This is a genomic window from Serratia sp. CY81684 (assembly GCF_052166595.1).
In the GTDB taxonomy this organism is placed as follows: domain Bacteria; phylum Pseudomonadota; class Gammaproteobacteria; order Enterobacterales; family Enterobacteriaceae; genus Serratia; species Serratia nematodiphila.
Genome location: NZ_JBJNOO010000001.1, coordinates 1,506,807 through 1,522,120 on the forward strand (window position 1 = coordinate 1,506,807; position 15,314 = coordinate 1,522,120).

The window sequence follows — 15,314 nt, forward strand, 5'->3', positions numbered from 1 at the left end:
AACTCATGATGAAAACGGTCAAAATCAAACGTCAGTATTGGGACATCGCGGCGGATATCCACTTCCCGCCGGATTTCGACGAGCGGAAAAAGTACCCGGCGATCATCAGCGCCCATCCAATTGGCAGCTGTAAAGAGCAGACCTCGGGCACTGTCTATGGGGTGGCGCTGGCGAAAGCCGGCTTTGTGGTCATCGCGTTCGACGCCAGCTTCCAGGGCGAGAGCGGCGGCGAACCGCGCTTTATCGAAGATCCCGCTCAGCGCGTGGAAGATTTTCGCGTCGTGACCGATTATCTGGTGACGCTGGACTACGTTGACGACCAGCGTATCGGCGTGCTCGGCATCTGCGGCGGCGGCGGTTACGCCATCAATGCTTCGATGACCGAGCGGCGCATCAAAGCGGTGGCGACCATTACCGGTGCCAACTATGGCCGGGTGATGCGCGAGGGCGTGTTGGCCAATGGCGATCCTGTGGCTTTCCTGGAGGATATTGCCCGGCAGCGCACCGCAGAGGCGCGCGGCGCGGCGTTGCGTGTGGATGTGGGCCTGTACCCGAGCGTTGAGGCGGCGCAACAAGACGGTGCCGATATCGATCTGCGCGAGGCGACGGAATACTACCGTACGGCGCGCGGCGAGAAGCCGAACGGCGTAAACAAAACGCTGTATTCCCATAACGCGGTAGCCGTGGGCTGGGACGCGTTCCACCTGGCGGAAGTGCTGCTGACCCAGCCGCTGTTGGTGATTGTCGGCAGCAAACCCGGCCTGTTCGGCGCGCTGCGCGACGGCTATGAGATTGTGCGCCGCGCCAAGTCGCAGCACAAAGAGCTGGTGGTGGTAGAAGGCTGGTCACATTACGATCTCTACGACAAACCGGAGCCGGTAGCTCAGGCGCTGGAGAAGCTGGTACCGTTCTTTAAAGCGACGCTGTAAGCGGCGGGCCGGAGGCGAGGGAGTTTCTCCCTCGCCGTGGCGTCAGCGGCTGCGCCGCGACATCACCCGTTTGTCTTTCGGCCGATCCCGCCAGTCCTCAACCTGATTGTTGAAGTTATCCGCCAGCAGGTAGGCCGGGGTTTTCGCCAGCCAGTCGGACAACGAAATATCCTGATAAATGCCGTTGTCCATCACGATCAAGACCTTCAAATCCTCATCGCCGATATTCTCGATGTAATGGCCGAAGCCCTGCGGCACGTAACCGACGTCCGAAGGGGCGTACTCTTCCGTCTGCGCGTGGCCGTGCGAGCTGAACACCGTCATTCGGCCTTTGCCGGAAATATAGTATTGCCATTCGTTGGCATTGGGGTGCCAGTGCAATTCCCGGATCGCGCCGGGTTTCACGATCTCGATGATGCCGGTCATGGTGGTGGAGATGGGGAATTCTTTCGACGACACCAAATGGACGCTGCCGGCGTCATTTTCAAAGAACGGCTTTTGCTTCATTAATTCATAACGGTGGGTCAGCGGGGCATTATTTAATCCGCCGTCGTTTTTCGGCAATGGCAATGTGGGCGGAACGGCGCCGCCGACAATATAAGCTTCACCCTGTTTGGCCTTGGAAAATACCGCCGCCGGCATGTTGACGCTTTTTTCCAATACCTCTTTCGGCATATGCGCCACCCAATCGGTGATGCTGAAGGTGCCGAATTCGGAGAAATGGCCGTTATCGAACGCCAAAATAAAATGCGCGCCATCCGCCAACGCCTGAATGGAATGGCCGTAACCTTTTGGGAAATACCAGACGTCGCCGGGCCCGAAATCCGCCACTTCGCATTTGCCCTCGGGATCGAGAATGGTGATGCGCGCATGGCCCTCCAGCATAAACGCCCATTCGGCGGCGATGGCATGCCAGTGCAGTTCGCGCACGCCGCCCGGCTCCAGCGTCATGTCGACGCCGGCCACGCCCTCGGAGATCGGAAACTGCTCGACGGTGGCTTCGCGCGCCCAGCCGCTGGGCAGGCTGCGTTTTTTGCTGTCGGTGAATTTGTATTTATAGAGATGCTGGGCATCGGCAGGTGGCTGGTAGCTGCTGGGGGGCACGATATTGCGATGGTCGTCGGCAGCGGCATTTTTGGCGATGCCGCCGATCATGCCGGCGGCGGCCGCACTGACGGCGGAGACTTTCAATATATCACGACGCGATAGCATAGCATTTTCTCCAATATAAAACCGTGCGCCTGCAGAGGCAGGCGACAGGGAAGGCGCGATCGCCATTGAAATGGTTTTTGTCATCGGCGGGATTTTGCTGTGACCCTTAAATCCTAGCGGCTGGCGTTTATTAGGTAGGCGCTTATTTGTTTGCGTTTGTTACTAAGTGAGTGCAGGTTTAATTAATTAAACGGAAGTTGAATAGTCATTGGATGGAATTAATTTTAGTCGCCGGCTAATTTAAATAAATAATAAACGAACGTCATTTTTTATTGGCCGTTCGGGCTATTTTTATGACTGCCCCACGGTCTCCAACACCAGTTGCCGAAAGCGCTCGACGATCGGCGAGGCCGGACTGCGCCGCAGCGCCAGGTAAAGCGGGGCGCTGAGCTGCGCTTCTTCGGCGAGAGTGCGGTAGACGATACCGTCGCCGCCCAGCCGCCGCATGGAACCGGGCACGATGGACACCCCCAATCCGGCGCCGACCAGGCTGAGGGTGGCCGGCAGGCGCGGCGCTTCCTGCACGATGCGCGGGCTGAAGCCGGCACGGTGGCAGGCGGCCAGAATGGCGTCGTACAGCCCCTGGCCGGCCGGGCGGCGATAGAGAATAAACGCCTCGTGGGCCAGTTCGGCCAACGGCAGCGGCTGCTGCGTTTCTTGCGCCAGCCGATGGCCCAGCGGCAGGGCGACGATCATCGGCTCGCTGAGCACCGGCTCGACGCTCAGGCCGGGAATGCCGTTGGCCGGCGAGCGCACGAAGGCGGCGTCGAGGCGCTGTTCCAGCAACGCCTCCATCAGTTCGCCGCTGCCGGCTTCTTCCAACTGAGTCGTGATGCCCGGCAGGATGTCGCGGTAGCGGCGCAGCAGGTTGGGCACGAACGGGTGCAGCGCGGCGGAACTGGTGAAACCGATAGCGATGTGGCCCTGCTCGCCGCGGGCGGCGCGCTGCACCGCTTCCCGCAGGCGTTCGGCGCGCGCCAGCAGGGCGCGGGCTTCTTCGAACAGCACACCGCCCGCTTCGGTGACGCGCACGCCGCGCGGCAATCGTTGTAACAACTTCACGCCCAATTCGTCTTCCAACCCCTGCAACAGGCGGGTCAGCGGCGGCTGCTGGATAAACAGCCGCTCGGCGGCGCGGGTGATGTTGCCTTCTTCCACCACGGTGACGAACGCCCGCAGGCGACGCAGTTCAATCATAACCATACCTCAAAGGTATCTTTCGTTGTTCCGGAATGCATTAGACATCATGGCACGGCGGCGCGCATGATACCAGACATCAAAACAAGCGATGTGGAACGGCAATGTCATGTCAGATATCAATACGATAAAACCGCACCCGGCGGCAGCGCCGGGCAACGCGGCGCTGTTTTTGGGCTTTCTGTGGCTGGGGTTGATCGGCTTCGGCGGCGTGCTGCCGATGGCGCGCAGCATGTTGGTGGAGCGCCGTCGCTGGCTGAGCGGCGAACAATTCACCGAGCTGCTCGGGCTGTGTCAGTTCCTGCCCGGCGGCAACGTGATCAACCTGTCGGTGGCGGTGGGCATGGAGTTTCGCGGGCTGCGCGGCGCGCTGTGCGCCTTGCTGGGTCTCATCAGTGCGCCGACGGCGATTGTGGTGGGGCTGGGCGTGGTGTACGCCCGCTTCCAAAACGATCCTCATGTGCAGCATGTGTTCGCCGGTCTGGCCGCCGCCGCCGCCGGGTTGCTGCTCTCTACCGGGATTAAGATGCTGCTGCCGCTGCGCGGCAAGTGGGCGGCGCTGGCGATTGTGGCGCTGGCATTGATCGCCATTGCCTGGCTGCGCCTGCCGCTGCTGCCGACCATGCTGGTGCTGGCACCGCTGAGCATTCTGCTGATGTGGCGGTGGCCGTCATGAGCGGGGTGTTGATGGCGTTGGCGCTGATCTTTACCGAGCTCTCTCTGCTGGCGTTCGGCGGCGGCATGACCATTCTGCCGGAGATGCAGCGGCAGGTGGTGGAAGTGCATCAGTGGATGAGCGCCCAGGAGTTCAGCGCGCTGTTCGCCATGGCGCAGGCCGCGCCGGGGCCGAACATGATGATCGTGCCGCTGGTCGGTTGGCACGTCGCCGGTTGGGCGGGGCTGCTGGTGTCTTCGGTCGCCAAGTTCGGGCCGTCTTCCATCGTTACGCTATTGGTGATGGGGGCCTGGCGGCGCTTTAAGGATCGCCCGTGGCGCCGCATCGTGCAGGCCGGGCTGGTGCCGCTGACCGTGGGGCTGGTGGTGGCCAGCGGCCTTTTGATCGCCGAGGCTTCCGCGCCCAATTGGCGGCTGACGGCGATCGTGGCGCTGGCGACGGGCTTGAGCATGAGCAAGCGCCTCCATCCGCTGTGGGTGCTGGCCGGTGGCGCGCTGCTTGGCTTGCTGTTCGCCTGAAGGATTAGCGCGGGATCAGCACAAAGCGCGAAGGGCCGTTGCGGTCGATCAGCTCATAGCGCTTCGGCGCGGCCAGGGCCAGAAACGCCACCATGCTCCCTTCGGCGTCGGTCAGCGTCATGCCGTCCGGCGTCGGCCGCCAGGCGACCGGCAGCGCGTGCAGCGCCAGCGGCTGCAGGCATTCGGCTGAGGCGCTGAAGCGGAAGGCGTTGGTATTGGCTACCGCTTCGTCGCTCAGCTGCACCTCGCAGACGGTTTTACCGTCGCCGATGGCGGCGAGCTGCCAGTCGCCCTTCAGCGCGGCGGGTTCCAGCAACGGCAGTGAACTGCCCAGGGCACTGCTGCACAATACGCTCATAACGACTCCTGTCAGGCTGGCGCGGCGCAAGGCGCGCATAAGGAAATGGGTTGGCATCGGGTCACTCCTTTCGGCTGTCCGTTCACACCTTAGCACGTTCCCGGCAGGATGATGAGGCAAGGATTAGGTTTTTTAATCCTCGATAATTCTGATCTAACCGGCGATAACATGCCAAAAAAGACGAGTCATTAGCCCGCCGATACGCTTATCTTTCTCATTAATACTGCGCTAATACAAATCGTTATGATTATTTCCTCCTTAACGCCCGGCGCGGTGATGCGCGGCGACGTGGGCTCGCGCCGTCGGGGTTAATTACTATACTGGTCAATCCTAAACCTTGGCTTAGATTAGAACGACTGATGAATAGTCTTACAAAGCGAGTGGATTTCTACTGTGTAAAAGGAGAATGCAATGAGCAGTCGCCACAACGACATTTTGCAAGATGACGATGAGTTCACCAGCCTGGCCGCCACATCCCCCAACGATCACAACTATCAGTTTTACTATCACCAGCCCGGCAGCCCCTATGACGGATTGGGCTACGGCGCGCTGTTCACGCTGGACAACGCTAACCTGTACAGCAACCAGCGCGGCGGGGCAGCCATCAACAACCTGGGTAAAATCCGCGATAACTTCAGCTTCGATCGCGCCGCCGATCAGCTGACGCGGCCGGGCCTGACGCACAACGGCGATCAGGTGTATCACCAGCCGGTGGCGCTGACCTATTCCTTCCTGACGCAGAGCGCGCTGAACCGCATCGGCCAGACCGGCGACGGTGACAAGGGGCTGCAGCCGCTGACTCAGGCGGCGCAGGCTCAGGCGCTGAAATCGATGCAGGCCTGGGCCGACGTGGCGAACGTGACCTTTACCGAGGCGGCGTCCACCGATATCAACCACCGTGCGGACATCACCTTCGCGTACTTCACCCAGCGCGCCGACGGCAGCACCGCCGCCGGCAGCGGCCCGAATGCCATCAACGCGTACGCCTATTACCCGCCGAGTTCCAAAGCGGGCAGCGATAACGCCTTCGCCGGCACGGTGTGGTTCAACAAAAACTTCGCCACCCATAAGGCGCCGGTTAGCGGCGACTTCAGCAGCCAGACCTTCACCCACGAGCTGGGGCATGCTCTGGGGCTGGCGCACCCGGGATCTTATGACGCGTCGCTGGGCAACCCGAGCTACCAGAACGATGCCGCCTATTATCAGGATTCGTTGCAATACTCGATCATGAGCTATTTCAACGCCGGTTACACCGGCGCCGACACCAAAGGGGTGTACGGCTATGGCCCGATGGTGGATGACATCGCCGCGATCCAAAAATTGTACGGCGCCAACATGAGCACCCGCACCGGCGACACGGTGTACGGCTTCAACTCCAACACCGGGCGCGATTTCCTGACCGCCACGGCGGACAACGGCAAACCGGTCAACTTCGCGGTGTGGGACGCCGGCGGCAACGACACGCTGGACTTCTCCGGCTACAGCCAGCAGCAGATGATCAACCTGAACGACGGCGCGTTCTCCAGCGTCGGCGGCGGCACGCAGAACGTCGCCATCGCGCGCGGGGCGATCATCGAGAACGCCATCGGCGGCAGCGGGCGCGATGTGATCATCGGCAACGATCAGGACAACCTGCTGGCGGGCAACGCCGGCTCCGATATCCTGTACGGCGGTCTGGGGGCGGATCATCTGTGGGGCGGCAAAGACGCTAATAACTTCACCGACTATTTCGTCTATCTCAACGCCAAAGAGTCGACGTTGGCGGCGTTCGACGTGATTGAAGACTTCGAGCACGGCATCGACAAGATCGATCTCTCCGGCCTGCGCTTCAACAACAGCCTGAGCGAGCTGCGCTTTATCGACAGCGGCAGCGCCTTCAGCGGCCAGAAAGGCGAGATCCAGCTCAACTTCGACGCCTTCAACGGCACCACCGATCTGTTGATGAACACCCAGAGCAACAGCTACGCCGCCGACTTCAAGATCCACGTGGTCGGGCAGGTGGAGCAGAGCGATATTCTGTTTGCCTGAGGGCGAGGAAGGAAAAGAGAAAAGGGCCGAACGGCCCTTTTTTTACGACTGGGCCGCTGCGCTTTCCACCGTGAAGTCGCCGGTGGCCACTTCGCCGGCGCGGCGGTAGTGGGCCACGATCACGCCGCCGGGCGAGACCACCGATTGGGCCAGCGTAAAGGCCGCCGGCGCGGCGTTTTCATCGAACAGCCGCTTGCCTGCGCCGAGCAGCACCGGGTAGGTAAGCAGGCGCAGTTCGTCCACCAGATCGTTGGCCAGCAGCTGTTGCATCAGCGTGCTGCTGCCCTGCACCAGCAGCACCGGCCCCTGAGCGCGCTTCAGCTCGCGCAGCCGGGCGATGATGTCCCGCCCTAGCCACTGGCTGTTCTCCCACGCCAGCGTCTCGCCGTGGTGGGTGGCGACGTACTTGGTGGCCTGATTGAACACGCGGGCGATATCGGCGGAAAACGGGTCGGCCTCGTCGGTGATCTGCGGCCAGTAGCCGGCGAAGATATCGTAGGTGCGCCGCCCGAGCAGCAGATCGAATGGCGCTGAGAAAAGATCGCTCATCGTTTCCGCGACGGCGTCATCCCAGTAGGGGGCGGTCCAGCCGCCGAAGCGAAAGCCGCCGCTGCGGTCTTCGTCCTGCCCGCCCGGCGCCTGTATCACGCCGTCGAGGCTGATGAAGGCGCTGGCAATAATCTGTCGCATGGCTGTCTCCTGCAGTTGAGTGCCAGCTGAAAGTTTAGCCGCCGTGCGGCAGCCGCGCCAACCGGCCGCTCAGGGTTGCAGCGCCTTGAGCAGCGCCTGATGGAAACGCTCCGGCTCCTCCATCTGCGGCGCGTGGCCGAGCCCAGCGAACTCGATCAGCGTGGCGTGCCGGATCAGTTTCGCCGCCTGTTTGCCTAACACATCATAATGCCCGATTTTGGCCTTGACTGCCGGCGGGGCGATATCGCTGCCGATGGCGGTGGTGTCGGCGGTGCCGATCATCAGCGTGGTGGGCGTTTGCAGATCCTTGAACTCGTAATACACCGGCTGGGTGAAGATCATGTCGTAGATCAGCGCCGAGTTCCACGCCACCAGGCGATGGCCCGGCCCGTTGTTCAGCCCGGCCAGCATGTCCACCCAGCGATCGTACTCCGGCTTCCAGCGGCCGCCGTAGTAGGTGCGCTGCTCATAGTTGCGGATGCTCTCAGCGGAGGTGTTCAGCTCGCGCGCGAACCATTGATCGATGCTGCGCCACGGCACGCCTTTCGCCTTCCAGTCCTCAAGGCCGATCGGGTTGACCATCACCAGCCGTTCCACCGCCTGCGGGTACATCAGGCTGTAGCGCGTGGCCAGCATGCCGCCGGTGGAGTGGCCGATGACGATGGCCTTGCTGATGTTCAGGTTCTGCAGCAGGCCGTGGGTATTTTGCGCCAGCTGCTGGAAGCTGTACTGGTAATGCGCCGGCTTGGTGGAGGAACAAAAGCCGATCTGATCCGGCGCGATCACGCGATAACCGGCCTTGCTCAGCGCCTTGATGGTGTCCTGCCAGGTGGCGGCGCAGAAGTTTTTACCGTGCAGCAACAGCGCGGTGCGGCCGTTGGCGGCGCCTTCCGGCGGCACGTCCATATAGCCCATTTTTAACGGCTGCCCCTGTGAGGTGAAGCTGAACTGCTGCAACGGGTAGGGGTAGTGAAAGCCCTGCAGCTCCGGGCCGAACGTCGGCGTTTCGGCGGCGCCGGCGGCGAACGCGGCCAGCGCGGCGCACAGCAGCGCGCTACGGGTGAATCTCAGCATCCTGATCTCCTGAAAAACGGACGAAAGCCGAGTATAGCCATAATCGGCGCGGCGGCGCGCCAGTGGATTCAGATAATTCTGTAATATGACGGTTTGATTCCCGGCCAGATTCCGGCACCGCTCTTTTGCACAGTGAACGCGGTCACGCCGCGCAACATTCGCCGTATCTGATGGTTTTATTTCAAGGCTAAGTTATGCGATGCTTAAGCATTATTTATGCAAAAGGATCCTCGCATGTCCGCTTTATCCCGCTGCGCTTTCAGCGAAGGCAGCGTCGCTTTGCCGGAAGGCTATGCCGATCGCACGGTCAACGTCCTGTTGGCTGGCGATGATGTTTCCCCCTCAGTCAATATTTCCCGCGATGCGCTGCAGCCGGCGGAGAGCCTGGAAGGCTACGTCACCCGCCAGCTCGATGCGCTGGCGCAGGGGCTGAAAGGCTGGGCGTTCAAAAGCCGCGAGCCGGCAACGTTGGGCGATGGGCTGGCCGCCGGTGAGTGGGTGCGCGCCAGCTACCTGCGCGACGGCAAACGCATCTGGCAGAACCAGGCGGTGTTCGCGCTGGCGGAGGGGCGGGTGCTGGTATTCACTCTGGCGATGGCGCGCAAGCTGACGCCGCAAGACGACGCGCTGCTGCAGCAGGTGCTGAGCAGTTACCGGGCGGCCTAACGATGAACTCTTTGCGTAAAAGGACCTTACGATGACCGAAGCGGCTCGCGTCGGCGATACCATCGGGCATTCCCATGCCCTGGCCGGCATGATTGCCGGCACCCTTGTCGGCGGCCTGATCGCCGCCGCAGGCGCGGTGGCGGCGGGGGCGCTGTTCGTCGCCGGCCTGGCGGCTTCCTGTATCGGCGTCGGCGTGCTGCTCATCGGCGCCAGCCTGGCGGTGGGGTATCTCACCGGGGAGGCGGCCACCGCGGCGCGCGACGGCATTGCCGACGCCGGTGCCGGTAGCCTGACCCCCAAAGGCAATATCGTCACCGGCTCCCCCAACGTCTTCATCAACGGCAAACCCGCCGCGCTCGCCACCAACAGCCAGGTGGCCTGCAGCGACGACGGCCCGAGCATGCAGATGGCGCAGGGCTCCGACAAGGTCAGCATCAACGGCCAACCCGCCTCGCGCGTGGGGGACAAAACCAACTGCGACGCGCAGGTGATGGAAGGCTCGCCCAACGTATTTATCGGCGGCGGCACCGTCACCACCTTGCCGATCAAGCCCGAAGTGCCGGATTGGCTGTACAAGGTCTCTGACCTGACGCTGCTGTTCGCCGGCCTGGTGGGCGGCGTGGGCGGCGCTGCCGGCAAGCTGGGGGCGCTCGGCAAATTGCTGGGCAAGCTGCCTGGCATCAACAAACTGGCGCGCATCGCCTGCCGCGCCGGCACCCTGATGACCGCCACCGCCGCGGTCGGCATTATCGCCCGGCCGGTGGATATCGTCAGCGGCCAGAAATTCCTCGACGGCGAAGACGATCTCGATTTCGTGCTGCCATCGCGCCTGCCGGTCGCCTGGCAGCGCTATTGGCGCAGCGGCAACCCCGGCGACAGCGTACTGGGCCGCGGCTGGAACCTGTTTTGGGAGAGCAGCCTGCAGCCGTATCAGGACGGCCTGGTGTGGCGTGCGCCTTCCGGCGACTTCGTCGCTTTTCCGATGGTGCCGCGCGGCCACAAAACCTACTGCGAAGCCGAAAAATGCTGGCTGATGCACAACGACGACGGCAGCTGGCAGCTGTTTGACGTCGGCGAACAGATTTTCCACTACCCGCCGCTGGCGGGCGACCAGCCGAGCCGACTGAGCATGATCACCGACGCCATCGGCAACGCCACCTCGCTGTTTTACGACGATGAGGGGCTGCTGAGCGAACTGGTGGACAGCGCCGGGCAGCGCCTGATGTGCCGCTATGCGCAGGGCCGCCTGCGTGAAGTGGCGCTGCAAACCGCCGAAGGCGAACGGACGCTGGCGCGCTACGGTTACGATGAGCTGGGCCAGCTGACGACGGTGAGCAACCGCGCCGGTGAGGTGACGCGCCGCTTTGGCTGGCGCGATGGCCTGATGATCAGCCACCAGGACGCCGCCGGGCTGCTGAACGAATACCAATGGCAAGAGATCGACGGTGTGCCGCGCGTGACGGCCTACCGCAACAGCGCCGGGGAATCCCTTGAGTTCGGTTACGACTTCGCCGGCGGGCGCCGCAGCGTGGTGCGCGGCGACGGCAAACGGGCGGAGTGGCGGCTGGATGACGACGACAACGTGGCGCAGTACACCGATTTCGACCAGCGCCGCTACGGTTTTATCTACCAACGCGGCGAACTGTGCAGCGTGCTGCTGCCCGGCGGCGCGCAGCGCCAGAGCGAATGGGATCCTTACGGCCGCCTGCTGTCGGAGACCGATCCGCTCGGCCGCGTGACGCGCTATCAATATTCGCGCAACAGCGGCCGGCTGTTCGCCGTCGCGTACCCGGACGGCAGCAGCGAGGCGCAGCATTGGGACACGCTGGGGCGCCCGACGCGCTATGTCGATGCGCTGGGCAACGCCACGCTGTACCGCTATCCGGATGACGAAGAGAGCCTGCCCGCTAGTGTGATCGACGCGCTGGGCGGGGAAGTGAAGCTGGAGTGGGACGCCCGCGGCCAACTGACGCGCTACACCGACTGTTCCGGCAGCGTCACGGCTTATACCTACGATGCGCTGGGGCAACTGACGACGCAGACCGATGCCGAAGGCCATCAGACGCGCTACTTGTGGGATAACGGCGGCCGCCTGCAAACCCTGATCCACCCGGACGGCGGCGAAGAGCGCTTTAACTGGAATGCGCACGGCCAGTTGGCCGAACATCAGGACGCGCTGGGCAGCCTGACCCGCTGGCAGTACAACGCCCTGGGGCTGCCGGTCAGCATCACCGATCGTATCAACCGCACCCGGCGCTATCACTACAGCCCGCAGGGCTGGCTGACGCGGCTGGAGAACGGCAACGGCGGCGACTACCGCTTCAGCTACGACGCGGTCGGCCGCGTGCAGGCCGAAGAGCGCCCGGACGACACCCGCCACTATTATCGCTACGGCGCGGCCGGGCTGCTGGAGGAGCACCGCGAGGTCGGCCTGCCGGGCAGCGCAGGCGAGCTGACGCAGCGCGAACAGCGCTTCCGCTTCGACGAGGCCGGGCAACTGGTCTGGCGCGGCAACGCCAGCGCGGAATGGCATTACCGCTTCGACGCCATGGGGCGGCTGCGCGAGCTGAACCGCCTGCCGACGGCGAGCGGCGCGGCGCTGGGCATCGAGCCGGACAGCGTGCAGATGCGCTATGACGCCGCCGGGCGGCTGCTCGGCGAGCAGGGCGTGAACGGCGAGCTGCAATACCAATGGGATGCGCTGGCCAACCTGCAGGCGCTGACGCTGCCGCAGGGCGATCGCCTGCAGTGGCTGTATTACGGCTCCGGCCACGCCAGCGCCATCAAATTCAACCAGCAGGTGGTGAGCGAATTCACCCGCGATCGCCTGCACCGGGAAACCGGCCGCAGCCAGGGCGCGCTGCAGCAGCAGCGGCGTTACGATGCCCTGGGCCGCCGCAGCTGGCAGAGCAGCGCCTTCGGCCACGATAAACTGACCCGGCCGGAAGACGGCGTGCTGTGGCGCGCTTATCGCTACACCGGCCGCGGCGAGCTGGCCGGGGTGAGCGACGCGCTGCGCGGCGAAGTGCACTATGGTTACGACGCCGAAGGCCGCCTGCTGCAACACCGCGAACCCAATCAGGGCAAACCGGGCGCGCGGCTGGTGTACGATCTGGCGGATAACCTGCTGGGCGAACGCAGCCCGCAGAGCGACATCGACGCGCACCTGCCGCTGGCGCCGATCGCCGACAACCGCCTGAAGCACTGGCAAAAACTGTTTTACCGTTACGACGCCTGGGGCAACCTGATTAGCCGGCGCAACGGCCTGTACGAACAGCACTACCGCTACGACGCCGACAACCGGCTGGTGCAGGCGCACGGCCGCGGCCCGCAGGGCGAGTTCGACGCGCAGTACCATTACGACGCGCTGGGCCGCCGCAGCCGCAAAACGGTGCGCTACAGGGGCAAAACCGAACAGACGACCCGTTTCCTCTGGCAGGGTTACCGGTTGCTGCAGGAGCAGCGCGACGACGGCAGCCGCCGCAGCTGGAGCTACGATCCGGCCAGCCCGTGGAGCCCGCTGGCGGCGCTGGAGCAGGCGGGCGACAGCCGCTCGGCGGATATTTACTGGTACCACACCGATCTGAACAGCGCGCCGCTGGAAGTGACCGATGCAGCGGGCAACCTGTGCTGGTCCGGGCAATACGACACCTTCGGCAAGCTGCAGGGCCAGACGGTGGCCGGCGCGGCGAAGCGGCAGGGCGCGCAATATCAGCAGCCGCTGCGCTACGCCGGGCAATATCAGGACGACGAAAGCGGCCTGCACTACAACCTGTTCCGCTACTACGAACCCGAAGTGGGGCGTTTTACCACGCAGGATCCGATAGGGTTGCGCGGCGGGCTGAACCTTTATCAGTATGCGCCGAACCCGCTGATGTGGGTGGATCCGCTGGGGCTGAGTACCAGAAGAGACCAACTTCCAGGGGATAAAACGCTTGAGACGTCTCGAGCAGCAAGAAGGGAGGCTATGCGTTCGCAAGGTATCCCTACATCGCAAACATACCAAGTCCAAGTAGTCGAGGATATAACCCAATCTGAAAACTCAAAACTTAACTCAGGCATTTTGCATGAGGAACGGATTATGAGAAATAATTCTGAGGTTGGTCGTGTAAAAGTGCATCATCAAGGGCATGTTTTTACGGACAATGACACTTTTGAGAAACCACATTATCATGGTACTAAAGGTGAGCATTTCTCTTATGAGAAAGGCCGACCAAGGAATACAAATAAATACAAAGGTGATAGGTGCTTCTAATGAGAATAAAACTGATTACTGATGCAAAAGCTAGTTTAAAAAAAATTGGTGTCTCAGTAAAGGACACGGATCTTTCTTTAGTTAATGTATTCTCAAGCGACGAATATGAGCTATACATAAAAAAATTATGGGAAACAATAAATAGCTTTAAAGTTAAAAGGATTTTATTTTTGGATGATGACTATTATGTGAATAACGTAAGTGACAAAATAAAAAATATAAAAAGAGCTGTGGGTAAAAACGGGTTAATGGAGCTAAAGAAAAATGTAATTAAAAAAGAAGATGCTATTGTTGATAATAGAAATTATTTTATTGATATGATTGAGATTAGTGATGATGTGAGTTTTCTAGCTGTGGAGGGAATTTATAAAACAATATATAGTGGTGGTGGGGTTTATTTCTTCTTGCAGGAGGGCTTGACTTGTGAGAGTGATTCACTGTTAGGGTTGATAAAATCGTATAATGATGAGTGTAGTATTTCTTGTAAATTACACTTTGGCGAAACTCTGACATCAGAGAGATATTTCATTCTAACAGGGGTGAATGAAGATAATAATTCTCACTTATTGAGTGGAGTTACAAGGTTTACGGGGGAAGAGGTTGATAAACTCATTGAAAAAACATCCCATCATTATCCAATGGTGTTTGAAAAGCAAATATTAAAGTTTGAAACTCGCTCGCAGAGATAGGGGTATTATGCTGGGATTTATATCAGGAGGTTTTTGTGGGCACTATAACTTTTCGTGAGGCGCTGATGTGTGGTTTGAAAATGCTATAGGGAAAGAAAATATCAAATTCATGTTTAATAATGAGTTTAATATTAAAATATTGAAGTTGATAATTTCTCATTGGGCATTTTTCAGATTTAAAGATTGGGTTTTATTGTAAGGATGTACCCAAATGGTATCCTATGAAATGGAACGAAGAGGGTTTTAATGTAATGAGTTTAGTAGTTACTTTTGGAGATGTTATTCAATTGAATGTTACTGGGACGAGGGTCGGTTTTTTGTGTTTGCCAATAATAAATTCTTTAAAAGAATCCTCTGAAATAACTATGAAACATCATGGGTTTTATCTTTATTGCAAGGCAATATTTTAACTATAGAAAGTTATATGGATGAAATATGGGGCTAGTTGGAATAGGACCAGCGATATATGCTGAAGTCGTTTATTTGAATAATCACGCCAAGGTTACTTGGAGCAAAGAAATTAAAGCTAAGCGTGAGTGTTGAGTATCTAATGGAGAGTGTGTTATGAGTCTCGTAAAGGTTGATTGGACTCCTGAACATATGGGCGGGAGAAAAACAGTCCCTCCAGCAGGAAAGTATTATGCAGTATCTCGATTTCCTGAGGACAAGGAGTGGCAAAATAATGCCTGGAGCGTTGTTTTTGAGCTAGAGGAATCCAAGTCTGAAAATGGCAAGACGTTTTCGTTGGGAACTGTAGATTTTCTTATGGAATCTGCACCTAAAGAGCGTATGGTTCAGCATGATAAATTCGAAATTTACGAAGGTCCCAAAAAAGTAGCGGATGTTTTTCTTCTTCGAACCTGATTATTGATAGTGTTGGTACTGGATAGTGCTAACTACTACTAACTACTACTAACTACTACTAACTACTACTAACTACTACTAACTACTACTAACTACTACTAACTACTACTAACTACTACTAACTACTACTAACTACTACTAACTACTACTAACTACTA

General features: G+C 59.7%; 14 protein-coding genes. 9 read left to right on the forward strand and 5 right to left on the reverse strand.

Annotation, left to right across the window (positions count from 1 at the left end):
• Positions 1–8 precede the first annotated feature (8 nt).
• Positions 9–929: an alpha/beta hydrolase gene (locus ACJ8QF_RS07455; protein ID WP_131164236.1), complete on the forward strand. Its 921-nt coding sequence runs from the start codon at positions 9–11 to the stop codon at positions 927–929.
• 42 nt (positions 930–971) lie between these two features.
• Here the strand turns inward: ACJ8QF_RS07455 and ACJ8QF_RS07460 are convergent, their stop codons facing one another.
• Positions 972–2,141 carry a cupin domain-containing protein gene (locus ACJ8QF_RS07460; protein WP_131164235.1) on the reverse strand — a complete coding sequence of 390 codons (1,170 nt, stop codon included), beginning with the start codon at positions 2,139–2,141 and terminating at the stop codon, positions 972–974.
• Positions 2,142–2,432: 291 nt separating this feature from the next.
• A complete protein-coding gene (locus tag ACJ8QF_RS07465; RefSeq protein ID WP_280631628.1) occupies positions 2,433–3,344 on the reverse strand; it encodes a LysR family transcriptional regulator in 912 nt (303 codons plus the stop codon).
• A 103-nt stretch (positions 3,345–3,447) separates the two neighbouring features.
• Here ACJ8QF_RS07465 and ACJ8QF_RS07470 point away from each other — a divergent pair, with 103 nt between their 5' ends.
• Together ACJ8QF_RS07470 and ACJ8QF_RS07475 are read left to right on the forward strand one after the other, a co-directional pair.
• Positions 3,448–4,014, forward strand: a complete 567-nt coding sequence (locus ACJ8QF_RS07470) for a chromate transporter (protein WP_015377810.1) — start codon at positions 3,448–3,450, stop codon at positions 4,012–4,014.
• Positions 4,011–4,532, forward strand: coding sequence for a chromate transporter (locus ACJ8QF_RS07475; protein ID WP_280631627.1), 522 nt, complete (start codon positions 4,011–4,013; stop codon positions 4,530–4,532). Before ACJ8QF_RS07470 ends, ACJ8QF_RS07475 begins: the two co-directional genes overlap by 4 nt.
• Before the next feature lie 4 nt (positions 4,533–4,536).
• Here ACJ8QF_RS07475 and ACJ8QF_RS07480 read toward each other — a convergent pair whose 3' ends face one another.
• Positions 4,537–4,890, reverse strand: coding sequence for an AprI/Inh family metalloprotease inhibitor (locus ACJ8QF_RS07480; RefSeq protein WP_280631626.1), 354 nt, complete (start codon positions 4,888–4,890; stop codon positions 4,537–4,539).
• A 411-nt stretch (positions 4,891–5,301) separates the two neighbouring features.
• On the opposite strand from ACJ8QF_RS07480, the gene ACJ8QF_RS07485 reads away from it, so the two are divergent.
• Positions 5,302–6,918, forward strand: a complete 1,617-nt coding sequence (locus ACJ8QF_RS07485; RefSeq protein ID WP_176326208.1) for a serralysin family metalloprotease — start codon at positions 5,302–5,304, stop codon at positions 6,916–6,918.
• A 42-nt stretch (positions 6,919–6,960) separates the two neighbouring features.
• On the opposite strand, the gene ACJ8QF_RS07490 is transcribed toward ACJ8QF_RS07485, so the two are convergent.
• On the reverse strand, positions 6,961–7,608 hold the full coding sequence (locus tag ACJ8QF_RS07490; protein ID WP_442537409.1) for a dihydrofolate reductase family protein: 648 nt from the start codon (positions 7,606–7,608) through the stop codon (positions 6,961–6,963).
• Positions 7,609–7,677: 69 nt separating this feature from the next.
• Positions 7,678–8,682 carry an alpha/beta fold hydrolase gene (locus ACJ8QF_RS07495; RefSeq protein WP_442537410.1) on the reverse strand — a complete coding sequence of 335 codons (1,005 nt, stop codon included), beginning with the start codon at positions 8,680–8,682 and terminating at the stop codon, positions 7,678–7,680.
• Between the two features lie 234 nt (positions 8,683–8,916).
• On the opposite strand from ACJ8QF_RS07495, the gene ACJ8QF_RS07500 reads away from it, so the two are divergent.
• The 5 genes from ACJ8QF_RS07500 (at position 8,917) to ACJ8QF_RS07520 (ending at position 15,156) form a co-directional block, all read left to right on the forward strand.
• Positions 8,917–9,348 (forward strand): DcrB-related protein, encoded by a 432-nt coding sequence (locus tag ACJ8QF_RS07500; RefSeq protein ID WP_004940742.1) that lies wholly within the window; start codon positions 8,917–8,919, stop codon positions 9,346–9,348.
• Between the two features lie 31 nt (positions 9,349–9,379).
• Complete coding sequence (locus ACJ8QF_RS07505) at positions 9,380–13,603, forward strand: RHS repeat-associated core domain-containing protein (protein WP_442537411.1); 4,224 nt, start codon at positions 9,380–9,382, stop codon at positions 13,601–13,603.
• A complete protein-coding gene (locus ACJ8QF_RS07510; RefSeq protein ID WP_280631622.1) occupies positions 13,603–14,292 on the forward strand; it encodes a hypothetical protein in 690 nt (229 codons plus the stop codon). The genes ACJ8QF_RS07505 and ACJ8QF_RS07510 overlap by 1 nt, the downstream gene beginning before the upstream one ends.
• Before the next feature lie 221 nt (positions 14,293–14,513).
• Positions 14,514–14,702 (forward strand): hypothetical protein, encoded by a 189-nt coding sequence (locus ACJ8QF_RS07515; RefSeq protein ID WP_280631621.1) that lies wholly within the window; start codon positions 14,514–14,516, stop codon positions 14,700–14,702.
• A gap of 154 nt (positions 14,703–14,856) precedes the next feature.
• Positions 14,857–15,156, forward strand: coding sequence for a hypothetical protein (locus ACJ8QF_RS07520; RefSeq protein WP_004940735.1), 300 nt, complete (start codon positions 14,857–14,859; stop codon positions 15,154–15,156).
• Positions 15,157–15,314: the final 158 nt, after the last annotated feature.

What these genes read in the sequence shown, in the direction of transcription:
- ACJ8QF_RS07495 (WP_442537410.1), bottom strand. Translation starts at nt 8,682, where the DNA reads ATGCTGAGATTCACCCGTAGCGCGCTGCTGTGCGCCGCGCTGGCCGCG.
- ACJ8QF_RS07510 (WP_280631622.1), top strand. Translation starts at nt 13,603, where the DNA reads ATGAGAATAAAACTGATTACTGATGCAAAAGCTAGTTTAAAAAAAATT.
- ACJ8QF_RS07455 (WP_131164236.1), top strand. Translation starts at nt 9, where the DNA reads ATGAAAACGGTCAAAATCAAACGTCAGTATTGGGACATCGCGGCGGAT.
- ACJ8QF_RS07520 (WP_004940735.1), top strand. Translation starts at nt 14,857, where the DNA reads ATGAGTCTCGTAAAGGTTGATTGGACTCCTGAACATATGGGCGGGAGA.
- ACJ8QF_RS07465 (WP_280631628.1), bottom strand. Translation starts at nt 3,344, where the DNA reads ATGGTTATGATTGAACTGCGTCGCCTGCGGGCGTTCGTCACCGTGGTG.
- ACJ8QF_RS07485 (WP_176326208.1), top strand. Translation starts at nt 5,302, where the DNA reads ATGAGCAGTCGCCACAACGACATTTTGCAAGATGACGATGAGTTCACC.
- ACJ8QF_RS07515 (WP_280631621.1), top strand. Translation starts at nt 14,514, where the DNA reads ATGAAATGGAACGAAGAGGGTTTTAATGTAATGAGTTTAGTAGTTACT.
- ACJ8QF_RS07460 (WP_131164235.1), bottom strand. Translation starts at nt 2,141, where the DNA reads ATGCTATCGCGTCGTGATATATTGAAAGTCTCCGCCGTCAGTGCGGCC.
- ACJ8QF_RS07490 (WP_442537409.1), bottom strand. Translation starts at nt 7,608, where the DNA reads ATGCGACAGATTATTGCCAGCGCCTTCATCAGCCTCGACGGCGTGATA.
- ACJ8QF_RS07470 (WP_015377810.1), top strand. Translation starts at nt 3,448, where the DNA reads ATGTCAGATATCAATACGATAAAACCGCACCCGGCGGCAGCGCCGGGC.
- ACJ8QF_RS07475 (WP_280631627.1), top strand. Translation starts at nt 4,011, where the DNA reads ATGAGCGGGGTGTTGATGGCGTTGGCGCTGATCTTTACCGAGCTCTCT.
- ACJ8QF_RS07505 (WP_442537411.1), top strand. Translation starts at nt 9,380, where the DNA reads ATGACCGAAGCGGCTCGCGTCGGCGATACCATCGGGCATTCCCATGCC.
- ACJ8QF_RS07480 (WP_280631626.1), bottom strand. Translation starts at nt 4,890, where the DNA reads ATGAGCGTATTGTGCAGCAGTGCCCTGGGCAGTTCACTGCCGTTGCTG.
- ACJ8QF_RS07500 (WP_004940742.1), top strand. Translation starts at nt 8,917, where the DNA reads ATGTCCGCTTTATCCCGCTGCGCTTTCAGCGAAGGCAGCGTCGCTTTG.